Origin of the sequence: Streptomyces sp. NPDC017520, assembly GCF_044329855.1 — a bacterium.
Classification (GTDB): domain Bacteria; phylum Actinomycetota; class Actinomycetes; order Streptomycetales; family Streptomycetaceae; genus Streptomyces.
Genome location: NZ_JBIRKB010000002.1, coordinates 777,312 through 791,296 on the forward strand (window position 1 = coordinate 777,312; position 13,985 = coordinate 791,296).

At 70.7% G+C, this 13,985-nt stretch carries 10 protein-coding genes; 5 read left to right on the forward strand and 5 right to left on the reverse strand.

All coding sequences use genetic code 11. The features are described 5' to 3' along the window. The first annotated feature begins 188 nt into the window (after positions 1-188). From ACH4KB_RS07365 to xdhC, 3 genes are read left to right on the forward strand one after another with little or no spacing between them, the layout of a single operon-like run. Positions 189-1,652 (forward strand): xanthine dehydrogenase small subunit, encoded by a 1,464-nt coding sequence (locus ACH4KB_RS07365; RefSeq protein WP_398064498.1) that lies wholly within the window; start codon positions 189-191, stop codon positions 1,650-1,652. After that, positions 1,649-4,075, forward strand: a complete 2,427-nt coding sequence (xdhB, locus tag ACH4KB_RS07370; RefSeq protein WP_398064500.1) for a xanthine dehydrogenase molybdopterin binding subunit — start codon at positions 1,649-1,651, stop codon at positions 4,073-4,075. Before ACH4KB_RS07365 ends, xdhB begins: the two co-directional genes overlap by 4 nt. A gap of 1 nt (position 4,076) precedes the next feature. Beyond that, positions 4,077-4,967: a xanthine dehydrogenase accessory protein XdhC gene (gene xdhC / locus ACH4KB_RS07375; RefSeq protein WP_398064502.1), complete on the forward strand. Its 891-nt coding sequence runs from the start codon at positions 4,077-4,079 to the stop codon at positions 4,965-4,967. Between the two features lie 124 nt (positions 4,968-5,091). On the opposite strand, the gene ACH4KB_RS07380 is transcribed toward xdhC, so the two are convergent. From ACH4KB_RS07380 to ACH4KB_RS07400, 5 genes are all read right to left on the reverse strand, one after another. Beyond that, the gene (locus ACH4KB_RS07380) at positions 5,092-6,612 is read right to left on the reverse strand and encodes an AMP-binding protein (protein ID WP_398064504.1); all 1,521 of its coding nucleotides are present in this window, start codon (positions 6,610-6,612) and stop codon (positions 5,092-5,094) included. Next, positions 6,609-6,905: an acyl carrier protein gene (locus ACH4KB_RS07385; protein WP_398064506.1), complete on the reverse strand. Its 297-nt coding sequence runs from the start codon at positions 6,903-6,905 to the stop codon at positions 6,609-6,611. Before ACH4KB_RS07385 ends, ACH4KB_RS07380 begins: the two co-directional genes overlap by 4 nt. Before the next feature lie 61 nt (positions 6,906-6,966). Further along, positions 6,967-7,995, reverse strand: coding sequence for a 3-oxoacyl-ACP synthase III family protein (locus ACH4KB_RS07390; protein WP_398064508.1), 1,029 nt, complete (start codon positions 7,993-7,995; stop codon positions 6,967-6,969). A 10-nt stretch (positions 7,996-8,005) separates the two neighbouring features. Then, positions 8,006-9,334 carry an amidase gene (locus ACH4KB_RS07395; RefSeq protein WP_398064509.1) on the reverse strand — a complete coding sequence of 443 codons (1,329 nt, stop codon included), beginning with the start codon at positions 9,332-9,334 and terminating at the stop codon, positions 8,006-8,008. Between the two features lie 79 nt (positions 9,335-9,413). Next, positions 9,414-10,808 (reverse strand): MFS transporter, encoded by a 1,395-nt coding sequence (locus tag ACH4KB_RS07400; RefSeq protein WP_398064511.1) that lies wholly within the window; start codon positions 10,806-10,808, stop codon positions 9,414-9,416. A 288-nt stretch (positions 10,809-11,096) separates the two neighbouring features. On the opposite strand from ACH4KB_RS07400, the gene ACH4KB_RS07405 reads away from it, so the two are divergent. After that, positions 11,097-11,813: a 4'-phosphopantetheinyl transferase gene (locus ACH4KB_RS07405; protein WP_398064513.1), complete on the forward strand. Its 717-nt coding sequence runs from the start codon at positions 11,097-11,099 to the stop codon at positions 11,811-11,813. Between the two features lie 751 nt (positions 11,814-12,564). Further along, the gene (locus ACH4KB_RS07410; RefSeq protein WP_398064515.1) at positions 12,565-13,965 is read left to right on the forward strand and encodes a helix-turn-helix domain-containing protein; all 1,401 of its coding nucleotides are present in this window, start codon (positions 12,565-12,567) and stop codon (positions 13,963-13,965) included. Positions 13,966-13,985: the final 20 nt, after the last annotated feature.

Genomic DNA, 13,985 nt, shown 5'->3' on the forward strand with positions numbered 1-13,985 from the left:
TCGGCTGCCCCGCTTCGCCGCTCTGCCCCCTTTTCCGTCACTTCTTCAGCGGCGCACCACTGTCGTGCGCCGCTTCGCGCCCGCTCCTCTCCCGTGGCGCGTCCGAATCAAGAGAGCTGTCCGACATTGACGAAGATATCGACGAAAATGATGAACCGGCCCACCGCGCAACGGAACGAGGGCCTGTCGTGACGGCGCCACGCATCACGGTCAACGGGACCGAAGCCCCGATCTCGCCGGCCTCGCCCCACACCACGGTGCTGGACTTCCTGCGCGAGCGCGGCCTCACCGGCACCAAGGAGGGCTGCGCCGAGGGCGAGTGCGGCGCCTGCGCGGTCCTGGTCGCCCGCCCCGGGACGGACGAGCCCACCGACTGGGTGGCGGTCAACGCCTGCCTCCTCCCGGCCGCGGCGCTCGACGGACAGGAGGTGGTCACCTCCGAGGGGCTCGCCACCGTCGGCGCGGCCGGCCCGCCGGGCACGCTTCACCCGGTGCAGGAGGAGATGGCGGTCCGCGGCGGCTCCCAATGCGGTTACTGCACACCGGGGTTCGTCTGCAGCATGGCCGCCGAGTACTACCGGCCCGACCGCTGCGCCCACGCCGAACCGGCCCAAGGCGCAGACCCCGAGCACGGGCCGAACGGCTTCGATCTGCACGCGCTGAGCGGAAACCTGTGCCGCTGCACCGGATACCGTCCGATTCGCGATGCCGCGTTCGCCGTCGGCGCGCCCACCGACGAGGACCCGCTCGCCCGGCGTCGTGCGCAGTCCCCTCCCGCGCCCGTCGCCACCGAGTACGTCCGGGACGGCAGCACGTTCCTGCGGAGGGACACCCTGGGCGAGACCCTGCGGCTGTTGCGCGAGCGCCCCGACGCGGTGGTGGTCGCCGGCTCCACCGACTGGGGCGTCGAGGTGAACATCCGTGCCCGCAGGGCGGATTGCGTGATCGCCGTCGACCGGCTGCCCGAACTGCGGGAGCTGCGCGTCGAGCCCGGCGCCGTCGAGATCGGGGCGGCTCTGACGCTCACCGAGATCGAACGCCGTCTGGACGGCCAAGTCCCGCTGCTGGCAGAGCTGTTCCCGCAGTTCGCGTCGCGGCTCATCCGCAACGGCGCGACGCTGGGCGGCAATCTGGGGACCGGCTCCCCCATCGGGGACAGCCCGCCCGTGCTGCTCGCACTGGAGGCGTCGGTGGTGCTCGCCGACGCCGACGGAGAACGACGGGTTCCCCTCGCGGAGTACTTCACCGGCTACCGGCAGAGCGTGCGCCGTCCCGGCGAGCTGATCCGCGCGGTGCGCGTCCCGCTGCCGCTGTCGCCGGTCGTGGCCTTCCACAAGATCGCCAAGCGCCGCTTCGACGACATCTCCAGCGTGGCGGTCGCCTTCGCGCTCGACGTCGAGGGCGGGATCGTCCGGAAGGCCCGCATCGGTCTGGGCGGCGTCGCCGCCACTCCGATCCGCGCCCTGACCACCGAGAAGGCCCTGGAGGGCAGGCCGTGGGCGGCGGAGACCGTCGAGGCCGCGGCCCGGTTGCTGCGGGCGGAGGGCACACCGATGAACGACCAACGCGCCAGCGCCGCCTACCGCTCCGCGATGCTGGGCCAGAGCCTGCTGAAGCTGTACGCGCAGACCACCGAGGCGGTTTCCTCATGAGCCAGCTGTCCCAGCGCCCCGAGAAGCCGGTCGTCGGCGTGTCGATGCCGCACGAGAGTGCCGTCCAGCACGTCACCGGCAGCGCGCTCTACACCGACGACCTGGTCCATCGCACGAAGGACGTACTGCACGCCTACCCGGTCCAGGTCATGAAGGCCCACGGCAGGATCAGCCGGCTGGACACCGGGCCCGCGCTCGCCGTGCCCGGTGTGGTCCGTGTGCTGACCGGCGCCGATGTGCCCGGTGTCAACGACGCCGGCATGAAGCACGACGAACCGCTGTTCCCCGACACGGTGATGTTCTACGGCCACGCGGTCGCCTGGGTGCTCGGCGAGACGCTGGAGGCGGCCCGGCTCGGGGCGGCGGCCGTCGAGGTCGACCTCGACGAACAGCCCTCCCTGATCGCGCTGCGGGACGCGATCGCGGCCGGAAGCTTCCACGGCGCCCGGCCAGTGATGCTCACCGGCGACGTCGACGCCGGCTTCGCCGATTCCGCGCACGTGTTCTCGGGCGAATTCCACTTCTCCGACCAGGAACACTTCTATCTGGAGACGCACGCGGCGCTGGCCCTGGTCGACGAGAGCGGGCAGCTGTTCGTCCAGAGCAGCACCCAACATCCCTCCGAGACCCAGGAGATCGTCGCGCACGTGCTCGGCCTGCACAGTCACGAGGTGACCGTGCAGTGCCTGCGGATGGGCGGCGGCTTCGGCGGCAAGGAGATGCAGCCGCACGGCTTCGCGGCCGTCGCCGCGCTCGGCGCCCGGCTGACCGGCCGGCCGGTCCGGGTCCGGCTCAACCGCACCCAGGACCTGACCATGTCGGGCAAGCGCCACGGGTTCCACGCCCAGTGGCGGATCGGCTTCGACGCCGAAGGCCGTATCCAGGCCCTGGACGCCACCCTGACCGCGGACGGCGGCTGGAGCCTGGACCTGTCCGAGCCGGTGGTCGCCCGTGCGCTGTGCCACATCGACAACACCTACTGGATCCCCAACGCCCGGGTCGCGGGCCGTATCGCCAGGACCAACAAGGTCTCCAACACCGCCTTCCGCGGCTTCGGCGGACCTCAGGGCATGCTGGTGATCGAGGACATCATGGGCAGGTGCGCGCCGCTGCTCGGCCTGGACCCGATGGAGCTGCGGGAGCGCAACTTCTACCGGCCGGGGCAGGGGCAGACGACGCCGTACGGGCAGGTGGTCACGCACCCCGAACGGATCTCCACCGTCTGGCAGCAGGTGTGCGCCGACGGCCACGTGGCCGACCGACGGCGGGAGATCGCGGCGTTCAACGCCGCACACCCGAACACCAAGCGGGGGCTCGCGGTCACCGGGATCAAGTTCGGCATCTCGTTCAACCTCACCGCCTTCAACCAGGGCGGCGCACTGGTCCTGGTCTACAAGGACGGCTCGGTCCTGATCAACCACGGCGGCACCGAGATGGGCCAGGGCCTGCACACCAAGATGCTCCAGGTGGCCGCGACGACGCTGGGCATCCCCCTGCACAAGGTGCGGCTCGCCCCGACGCGGACCGACAAGGTGCCCAACACCTCCGCCACCGCGGCCAGCGCGGGGGCGGACCTCAACGGCGCGGCGGTGAAGAACGCCTGCGAGCAGATCCGCGAGCGGCTGCTCCAGGTGGCCGGTGGCCGGCTGGGGGCGAACGCCTCGGACGTGCGCATCGTCGAGGGCGTCGCGCGTGCCCTCGGCAGCGACGACGAGCTGGCCTGGGACGACCTGGTGCGTACCGCGTACCTCCAGCGCGTGCAGCTGTCGGCGGCGGGCTTCTACCGGACCGAGGGGTTGCACTGGGACGCGAAGGCGTTCCAGGGCTCACCGTTCAAGTACTTCTCCTACGGCGCCGCCGCGGCCGAGGTGGAGGTGGACGGCTTCACCGGCGCCTACCGCGTCCGGCGGGTGGACATCGTGCACGACGTCGGCGACAGCCTCTCCCCGATGATCGACATCGGTCAGGTCGAGGGCGGTTTCGTGCAGGGCGCGGGCTGGCTGACGCTGGAGGACCTGCGCTGGGACACCGGTGACGGGCCGGGCCGCGGCCGGTTGCTGACGCAGGCGGCCAGTACGTACAAGCTGCCCAGCTTCTCGGAGATGCCGCAGGAGTTCCACGTACGGCTGCTGGAGAACGCCACCGAGGAGGGCGCGGTCTACGGCTCGAAGGCCGTGGGTGAGCCGCCGCTGATGCTGGCGTTCTCGCTACGGGAGGCGCTGCGGCAGGCCGCCGCGGCGTTCGGGCCGGCCGGCGTGAGCGTGGAACTCGCCTCGCCCGCCACGCCGGAGGCGGTGTACTGGGCGATCGAGGCGAGCCGTCGGGCCGTCCCCTCCCCGCCCTCCCCGAACGGTCACGCCGGCGACGGGTGCGCCACCGAAGCCGGGACTCCGACCGGGACAGCGGCGTTGAGCGGTGCCTGACATGACCTGGTTCGGCGCGGTGGCGCGGCTGCGAGCACGCCGGGAGGCCGGCGTGCTGGTGACCGTCGCGACCGTGCGCGGCCACGCCCCCCGGAACGCCGGTGCGAAACTCGTCGTGGGGCGGAGCGAGACCTGGGGCTCGATCGGTGGCGGCAACGTCGAGGCGGTCACGATCGACCGGGCCCGGGAGATGATCTCCACGTCCGCGACCGAACCGGAGCTGCTGGATTTCGCGCTCAACGACAAGGTGACCAACCGGCACGGCGTGCAGTGCTGCGGCGGCACGGTCTCGGTGCTGCTCGAACCGCTCCCGGTGGTACGGGCGGTGGCGATCTTCGGCGTCGGGCACGTCGGGATGGAGCTGGCGCGCGTCCTCGCACGGCAGGACCTCGACCTCCATCTGGTCGACAGCCGCTCGGACATCCTGGCCGAGGAGCGGCTCGCCGTCCTCGCGGACGCGGTGGCGGAGGTGCGGGTACACCACACTCCGCTGCTGCCCGAGGAGGTCCTCGACGAGTTGCCGCGCGGCGCCCACGTCCTGATCATGACCCACGATCACGCCGAGGACGCCGCTCTGTGCGACGCCGCCCTGCGGACACCCCACCTCGGCTCGATCGGACTGATCGGGTCGGCGGCAAAGTGGGTGCGGTTCCGCAAGCGCCTCCTCGCGGAGGGAGGTCACGACGAGGCGGCCGTCGACCGGATCAAGACCCCGATCGGGCTGGCGGACATCACCGGCAAGGACCCCGCGACCATCGCGGTGTCCGTCGCGGCCGATCTGCTGCGCACCTTCGAGGCCGAGGGGAGCTCGGAGCGGGAACACCACCGTGACGAGCGTCCACGTGGCCCGCAACCTCTTCCGCCGCTTCAGGACGCGATATCCCGCTCCTGACACCGCGCCCCCGGGCGACCGCGCCGACACCCCGCCCGCCCGCCCGCCCGACGACCGAACTCGTCCGCCGTGGCGGTCCACCAGATATCGGGCGGACCGCCACGCTCGGACGAACTGCGGCTCCTCAGGGCGTCGGTGTCCGGGCCGGCTCCTCCTCGGCCGCGAGAACGCAGGCCTTGATCCGGTTGCGGTCGACCTTTCCGGTGGAGGTCCTGGGCAGCGGGTCCGTCACCATCTCGATCACGCCGGGGATCGCCGCGCGCACGGTCCGCTCCGAGCAATGGCGGCGCAGCGCGAGGCTGTTCACACTTCCCGCATCGGTCAGCCGAAGACGGGCATGCAGGCGATGACCGGCGACCGGATCGGGGAGGGCGATGACGGCGGCCTCGGCCACGGCCGGGTGGTCCAGGAGGATCTGCTCCACACTCTGGGTGCTGACCTGGAAACCCCGCACCTTCACCAGGTAGTCGGTCCGGCCGATCACGCTCAGGGCGCCGCCCTCGTGCAGGGTGACCATGTCTCCGGTGCGGTAGTAGACAAGGCCGGGTGCGCCCTCCGGGTGCGGGGCGAAGGTCTTCCCGTTGGGCGCGTTCACGTATCCCGCGCTCTGGAAGGGGGTGTTGACCAAGAGCTCGCCCTGTCCGGGGCCGGTCAGCGCCCGGCCGTCCTGGCCGATGATCAGCCAGCGCACACCGGCCAGCGGCCGGCCGATCGGCAGCGGGGTACGGAGGGGCCGGTCCTGGTCCACTTCGTGGAGGAAGCTGTTGTTCGTCTCGGTACACCCGTAGTTGTTGTACCAGCGCGCCTTGGAGAAGGTGGCGGACACCCCGGCCAGCACACGAGCGGGCATGCTGTCACCGGCGAAGATGACGTGCTCGGGGGTGTCGAGAGGACCGCTTTCCGCCGTCGCCTCCGCGAGCAGCTGGAAGAGCATCGGCACACCCTGCACCACGGACACCGCGTGATCGGCGACCAGATCACGCAGATAGCCGGCCGAGGCGCCCCTGCCCGGGTCGACCAGCACGACGGTGCCGCCGTACGCCAGCGTCGTCCACACGTCCAGCATGCAGAGATCGAAGTTGAGCGGCGCGTAGTTGAGAACGGCGACGCCGGTCGTGATCCCGAAGGTCTCGGCCGCCCACTCGGTGAAACGGCCGACCGCCCCGGACGACAGCGGAACGACCTTGGGCAGACCGGTCGAGCCGGACGTGGTGAGCATGAAGGTCACGGCTTCGTCGTCGACGGCCGCGGCGGGAGGGTACTCCTCACCACCCCGGGGAGCCCCGGCCGGATCCACCACCCGGTCGACGGGTGCGGCGTCGGCGAGGCCGAGCACCACCACGCATCCCGCCTGCTGGAAGAGGGCTTTCAGGGGTGCCTCGGGCAGCTCGTGCGAGGGCAGGAGGAAGGAGCGGCCGGCCATCAGGCAGCCGAGGACCAGGGCCACGGCTTCCGGTGACTTGCGTACCAGCAGACCGACGGGACGGTCGGGGTCCGGCGCCGCGTCCTCGACCTGGCCGCGCGCCCTGACCGCCATGGCGTACAGATCGCCGTAACTTACGGGACGGTCCTCCCAGATGAGCGCGGGTGCGTCGGGCTGGGCGGCCGCGCGGGCCGTGAACGATGCGACGAGTGAGCGGGTCATGCCACGCCACCCGCTTCCGCCCGCTCGGCCGTCGCCCGGATGGTCCGCACGGAACGGAAGTTCCCGGACGTCAGTTCAGGGCCGGCCAGGGTGATGCCGTGCTGCTTCGCCAGCCAGCTCGCGATCTGCAGCACCCCGAGGCTGTCGATCACCCCGGTCGTCAACAGGTCGTAGTCCGCGTCGAGTTCGGTCCACTCGACATCGGAGAGAAAGCGCTCGACGACGAATCGGGCGATCTCGTCCTCGGAGATCCTGATCAGTTGCTCCGGCTCGATCCCGGACTCGGTGGTCATTTCTGTTTCCCATCCTGCGGTCGTGACATGGGGAGCAGGGCCTTGTCTCGATGTTCCGGTCTCACACCTCGAGGAGCGTGCAGAACCAGTGCATGCCGGGGGAGGCGACACCCGCGAGGGCGACGAGGTCACCCGGCGCCAGCTCTCCGGCCTCCGCGTGCAGATGGAGGGAGACCAGTTGATCGGCGGCGCCCATGTGGCCGAGCCGACGGGCGAGTTCGGCGTTGGTGCGGTCGGCGTGGAGGCCGATCGCGTCGGCGGCACCGTGGATCGCCCGTGCGTTGTCGTTGAAGTAGACGAGCCGGGCCAGTTCGCTCCGGTCCCGGCCGGCCAGCGCCAGAGCCTGATCGACCACGTCGGTGAACCGTCCGACGACCTCCCCGATGAACCGCCCGAAGCGCTCGGGGTCCGCGCCGAAGTGCTCGTAGACCGCGATCATCGGGTCCAGGTCGCGATGGGTGCGGCCCGGGGGCGGTACGGGGTGGGCGGAACCACCGATCTCGATACGGAACAGATCCGCGAACTCGGGATTGGTGAAGTGGGCGGAGGAGAGCCGGCGGAGGCGTGGATGCCCCCGGCGCAGGACGGCGGCGGCGGCTCCGTCACTGGCGATGGTGCCGTTGAAGTCCATCCGGTTGGTGTGCGTCTCGCTGACCACGTTGACCATGGCCACCAGTACGGTGCCCGTGTCGGGCGAGAGCGCCATCGCACCGGCCGCGTGGTCCAGGGCCAACGACCACGCGGCGCAGGACTGGGTGAACAGCACGGTCGGGGTGCCCTTGGCGTCGAGCGCCCTGGCCATCGCCGCCGAGGGGTCCCATCCCAGGTACTGGGGGATGTCGGAGTGGCCGAGGACGATCAGGTCCACGTCCGCGATGTCGAGGCCGGCGTTCTTCAGGGCGGCACGGGACGCCTCGGCCGCCAGGTCGACCGCCGTCACCCCGTCGGCCACCCGGTGATAGCCCTCGTAGCCCAGCTTGGTGACAGCCTCGGGATCGGGAAGGTACTCGTGCGCGGTCCCGGCCACATCACGCGGGGTGCCGAACGCGGTACCGGTCGCGACGATGCCCATCTCCACCGATGTCTCCACTGGCCGTCCTTCAGCTCTCACGGGTATCGGTCCCCGGGGTGGTGAGTACGGCTTCGAGGTCGAGTCCCCAGTGCAGCAGGCGCTCGTCCTCACCGGCACGGCCGACGCACTGGAAGCCGAGCGGCAGGGCGCCCGCGGGACGGGCGGTGGGGATGGTGAGGCACGGAAGGCCGACGCCGCTCCACGGCAGGGACATCACCGAGTCTCCGGCGCTCTCCAGGCCGAGCGGAGCCGGCCCGGTGGCGGCAGGAGTGATCCACAGGTCGACGCCGTGCTCGGTCGTGGAGGCGGCCAGCCGGTCACGGAACGCTTCGCGTCGCGCCAGCGAGTCGGCGTGGTCGGACGCCTGGGCGCCCTGGCCCTGGCGGATGGCCTCGGCGGTGCGCTCGTCGTAGAGCTCCTCGTAGCGTGGGAACCAGTCGGCGTGCGCCTGGGACAGCTCGTAGAGGTTGATCACGAAGAAGTCGAAGACTTCTTCCTCGAAGTTCTCGAACAGGGGGACGCTCACGACGTCGTAGCCGGCCGTGCGCAGCGCGGCCACCTGCTCGTCGAAGGCGCTCCGGGCCTCCGGCTCGGCGAAGTCCAGGTACGGGCCCTCCGGGATGCCGAGCACCGGCCGGCCGGGGGTCGCACGGTCGGACCGCCAGTCGTCGCACAGGCAGCTCGCGGCCAGCGCGACGTCGGCGACCCGGGCGGTGATCATGCCGACGGTGTCGAAGGTCGGGGCGACGGGGAGGACACCGTCCAGCGGAATGCGTCCGTGGCTGGGCTTGAAGCCGACCACTCCGCAGTACGCGGCGGGGCGGATGAGCGACCCGATGGTCTGGGTACCGATGGCGAGGGGCACCAGACCCGCGGCGACGGCCGCGGCGGAGCCGCTGCTCGTTCCGCCCGGAGTGTGCTCGGGGCGGTGGGGATTACGGGTGGGCCCCGGCGCCGTGACGGCGAACTCGCCCGTCACCGTCTTTCCCGCGATGACCGCCCCGGCCTTGAGCAGGCGGTCCACGACCGTGGCCTGCCCTCCGGCCAGGGCCTCGGGCGGCAGCGCCGAACCCGCCCCGGTGGGCAGCCCCTCGACGTGGATGATGTCCTTGATCCCGACCGGGATTCCATACAGCGGAGGCCGGTCTCCCGGCTCCGTCCCGCGCCGGCCGGCTTCCTGGGCCGCGTGGGCCAACCGGTCCGCCCGGCCGGGCTCCGCCACGAAGGACTGGACGGTACCGTCCACTTCCGCGATGCGCTCGATGGTCCTGGCCGCGTACTTCCGCGGCTCGACAGCGCCCGTCCGCAGGCTTTCGGCGGCGTCCGTCAGCGATATGGGCTGAACAAGATCTTCCATGACTTCCTTCATACGTTCCGGTCGGCGGGCATGTTTTCCGGTCGGCGGGCATGTGTTCCGGCCGGCGGGCCGTGGCCCGTCATCGCTGCTGTGCCTCTCCCAGCGTCTTGGTCCCGGTCGCCGGAGTCGGGCTGTCGTCCTCCTCCGGAGGGTTCGCCGGGCCGCTCTCCTCGCCGGTGGGCGGGGCGCCCGGCGGGAGCAGTTCCGCCACGTCGGCCAGCGGGAGGTCGAGCACCCTGAGATACCGCCGCGCCGCGTGCAGGGTGATGGCGAGCAGGGCCATGGCGGCGGCCAGCACCAGGATGGCCCGCTCCACGCCCGCCGCGTCGGCGAGGATGCCCGCGCCCAACGGGCCGATCCACTGGACCCCTTGGACGAAGAAGCGGCTGGTCGCCGCGACTCTGCCCTGGTACTGGTCCGGGACCAGCCGGACCTCGTACGACTCGGTCACGACGTTCATCGGCACCATGCTGATCATGGCGACCATCACCACCAGGCCGATCTGCCACGGCTGGGAGACCGACACCACCACGGCGAAGGAGGCCATGAAGACCCACGCGGAGATGATCAGGACCCGCCGTGCGCCCAGCTTGCCCATCAGCAAAGGGCCGAGGACCGCTCCGATGACACCACCGGTGACCGCGAGCGAGGTGGCGAGACCGACCGCCGTCGGCCCGCCTCCCCGGTGCTGTATCAGCACCACGAAGAGCAGGATGAAGCCCTCGGCGACGGCGTTGAGTACAGCGCCCCAGATGAGCGTGAACACCAGGTAGTCGCTGCGCCGGATCATGCGCAGGCCGTCGCCCACGTCCTTGGCCAGGCTGGACCTGGGCCCGTCGCCGGGGTGCCGGTCCGGGCCGAGAGGCCGGCGGATCAACAGGGAGCCCAGGGTGACGAAGAGGAAGGAGACCGCGTCGAAGAGGAACGGGATCCAGCGGCCCATCGCGTAGAGCAGGCCACCGAGCGGAGCGCCGATCAGCTGGGCGACCATGTCGCGCCCCATGCCCTGGGCCGTCGCGTTCGCTATCTGCTCCTTGGGCACGATCCTGCGGAGAACCGGCATCGAGACAGCGACCCGCAGGCCGGCCGCGAGACCACTGACCAGGGCCATCGTGCCGATCGCGGTGATCGAGGGGGCGCCCCGGTACACCAGCAGGGCGACGACGCCCATCGACACCGCCTGGACCAGCGGTGCGAGGCACAGGATGGCGCGGCGGGACACCCGGTCCGCCAGCGCCCCGCCCACCGCGAGGGTAGCCAGTTTGCCGACCATGTGGAGGACGGTGATCACGCCGGCCTGGGTGGCGGATCCGGTCAGGTGAAGGACCAGGAGCGGGAAGGCGAGCGTCGAGACGCTGGTGCCCAGCGTCGACAGACCGTTGCCGGACCACCAGTACATGTAGTCGCGGTCCCGCCACAGTGACGGGGGGCCGGCCGGAGCCGGCCCGGGCTCTTCGGGACGCGCCTGCGCCATGGCTGTCGTCCCCTGTCCTTTGTCTGCACGCTCGTCCGGGCGTACGCCGCCGACCTGCGATGCATGCTGGTCGATAGGGAACGGGCCGGGCCAGGCAGCGCACCGGCAACTCACGGGGCGGGAATTGCCGCTCGGTGGACCGGACCACGGTCGGACGCCTCGACGGGCCCGGCGCGGTTCCGGCCCGCCACCGGATCGAACCCCCGGCGGCGGGACCGGTGCACCGCTACCGGGAGAATCGCGACGCCCACGTGACCCGTTGTGGAGCAGGAGGAGGCGAGGCGAGGCGTGATCGCTGAGGTGGTGCCCACCGGGGTGCGGGCGCGGGAGGCGTTCGACGACGACGGCCCGGACGGCGCCGTCCCCCTCTTCGCCACCGAACAGGCAGTGGTGGAGGGGGTGTTCGACGAGCGGCGCAAGGAGTTCACCACGGTGCGCGGGTGCGCCCGTGCGGCGCTGACCGCTCTCGGGGTGGACCCGGCGCCCTTGGTACCCGGCCCCCTGGGCGCACCCGGCTGGCCTGCCGGGGTCGTGGGGAGCATGACCCACTGCCGGAACTATCGCGCGGCCGCAGTCGCGCTGACCAGGGACTTCGCCGCTCTGGGCATCGACGCGGAACCGCGGGAGCCCCTCTCCCGCTTCATGGCGGAGCGGATCGTCACGGACGTCGAAGCGAGCTGGCTGCGGCAGGACTTCCCCTCGGCCGTCGGTCTGCCGCTGGACCGTCTGCTCTTCTGCGCCAAAGAGGCTTCCTACAAGGCCCTCTCGCCGTGGACGGGAACCCGTTTCGGCTTTCGGGACTTCACCGTTCGGCTGCGGCCCGACGGCACGTTCCTCGCGGTCCCCCCGACGCCCGAACCACCCGCTTCGTCCCCCGGCCCAGCCGGGTTCGCCGGCCGCTGGGCGGCACGTTCCGGCCTCCTCCTGACCGTGGTGGCACTTTCGGCCAGCTATTTATCGCCTGACCTCCTGGACGATTTGGCACCGAAAGCAGGGAAAAATTAGGACAATCGGAAACAATCAACCCAGCGAAACAGGTGAGCTTCATCATGCAGTAATGTTATTTTAAGCCAATCTTACCTGTTCTTGGGCGCGCCGATGCGGTACTTTCGGGCCGTCATGAGCGTTCGTCGACTCGGTCAACTCCCCTTCGGGGCCGGGAGCCCCGATCGACCTCGGGAGAGTGCGGCGTTTCCTGTCCGGGCGCCCGGAAGGACGACGTGACCGGGATCCGCAGGGGGCAGGATGACTCGTCGAAGTCCGATCCGACGCCCCAGACAGGAAAGGCTACCGATCAGTGCTGGACACCTTGAACTTCGGTTTCCCGCCTCTTCGACGGGGGCTGCGCAGGCCGTACGGGCGACCAGATCCCTGCCGTACCCCTGCCTCCCCAAGTACTCGCTCCACAAGGTGCGCATAGGCACATGCTGAGGATTTCAGCATGTACACCGGTGGGCCGCGCGCTTACCGACGCGTCACAGCCGGTCAAAGCCGGAGCGGTCGGAGCCGAGCTACTCGGCCGAATTTTCTGCCGCCTCCACATCTCCCACACGGATGAGGTCTTGGAGTAGGGTCCTCCGTAATTGCAGGAGATGTCTCACTGAGCCGCTCGTCAGCGCAAACGCGAACCTCTCGGCGCTACAAACGCCACGGCTCGCCTATCGGTACCACCGCTCTCATAAAGAATGCGGCGACCGGATTTTCGCATCACGGGGATGCGCACGACTGGCACTGTTAATAATCACGGGGGACTTACATGCCGATTCTGAAGGAACACTACTCTTTCGACAGAACAGACATCCGCCAGCTCCGCGACTTCCTGGTCAATCAACGCAGGCTGTCCGGCTGGACGCAGGAGGAGCTGTCCGACCGCTCCGGCGTCAGTGTCCGGACCATCCGCAATCTGGAGACCGGCTCCAACACCAATCCCCGTCGGACCTCCGTCAGCCTGCTGCTCACCGCGCTCGGCGCCACCGCCACCGCGTTCTCCGAGCCGGCGCCCTGGGACAGCGGACGCAGGCCGGCGCTCGGGCAGCCCCCGGACGTCCCCTCCGACCCGGCAGCGCTCCCGTCGTGGCAGGGCCCCCGGCCCCTGGGTGACGCGTTGGTGGGCCGCCAGGCCGACCTGAGGCACGTCCTCTCCGCCGCACAGCGCAGCCGGCTGATCGTTCTCACCGGACCCGGCGGCGTGGGCAAGACCCGCATCGCCCTGGCAGCGGCATCCCGGCTGCGCCCGCTGTTCCAGGGCGGAGTGGCCGTCGCCGAACTGCACGACATCCCGCCCCAGCATCTCGAACCCGCAGCCTCGGCGGCAGAGTTGACGCGTGTAGTACGGCGCCTGACCAGTAACGAAGGCGGTGCGCGGGGCGGTGCCGGGCTCGGACGGCGGCTGCTGGTCCTGGACAGCGCCGAGCATGTCTCGCAGCAGACGGCGCGGATCGCGCGGCAGCTCCTCGACGAGCACCCCGGGCTCCAGATCATCGTGACCTCGCGCCGCGCCCTGGCCGTCGGCGCGGCCGAGACCTGGGAGGTCGAGCCGCTCTCGTGCGACCAGCGGGACGGCTCGGACACCGAGCTGCCGAGCGCGGTGGAGCTGTTCCTCCGCCGGGTACGGGCAAGTCTGCCGACGCTCGACCTGGGCAACCGCATGCCGCTGGTGCAGCAGCTCTGCCGGCTCCTCGACGGCATGCCACTCGCGATAGAAGTGGCCGCGCGAGGGCTCAGATCCCTCCCTCTCACCACCCTTCTGCACGACAGGACGCTCTTCCACCTGCTCGCACACGTCGACGCCGGCGACCTGTCGCGGCACCGCACGCTCTCGGACAGCGTGCGGTGGAGCTACGAACTGTTGCCTCCCCCTCATCGCCAGCTCCTCCGCGAACTGTCCTCGCTTCCCGCCACGTTCTCCCTGGACGCGATCCCGGCCCAGCCGGGCGGGGGGTTCGGAAGCACCCGCGTCGCCCATCTCCTGGCCGAACTCGCCGACGTCTCACTGGTCCAGATCCATCGGGGCGGGCAGCAGTACAGATACGGGGTCCACGCACTCGTGCGGCACTGGGTCACACAGGAGGAAGCCTCGACCGACCTCGGACGCTCCGCCGAGCAGGGCTGCGACCGGCCCGTGCTCGCGGGCAGCGCCTGGCGCCGGGCCATCTGACGCGCCGCCGGGGACGGTGC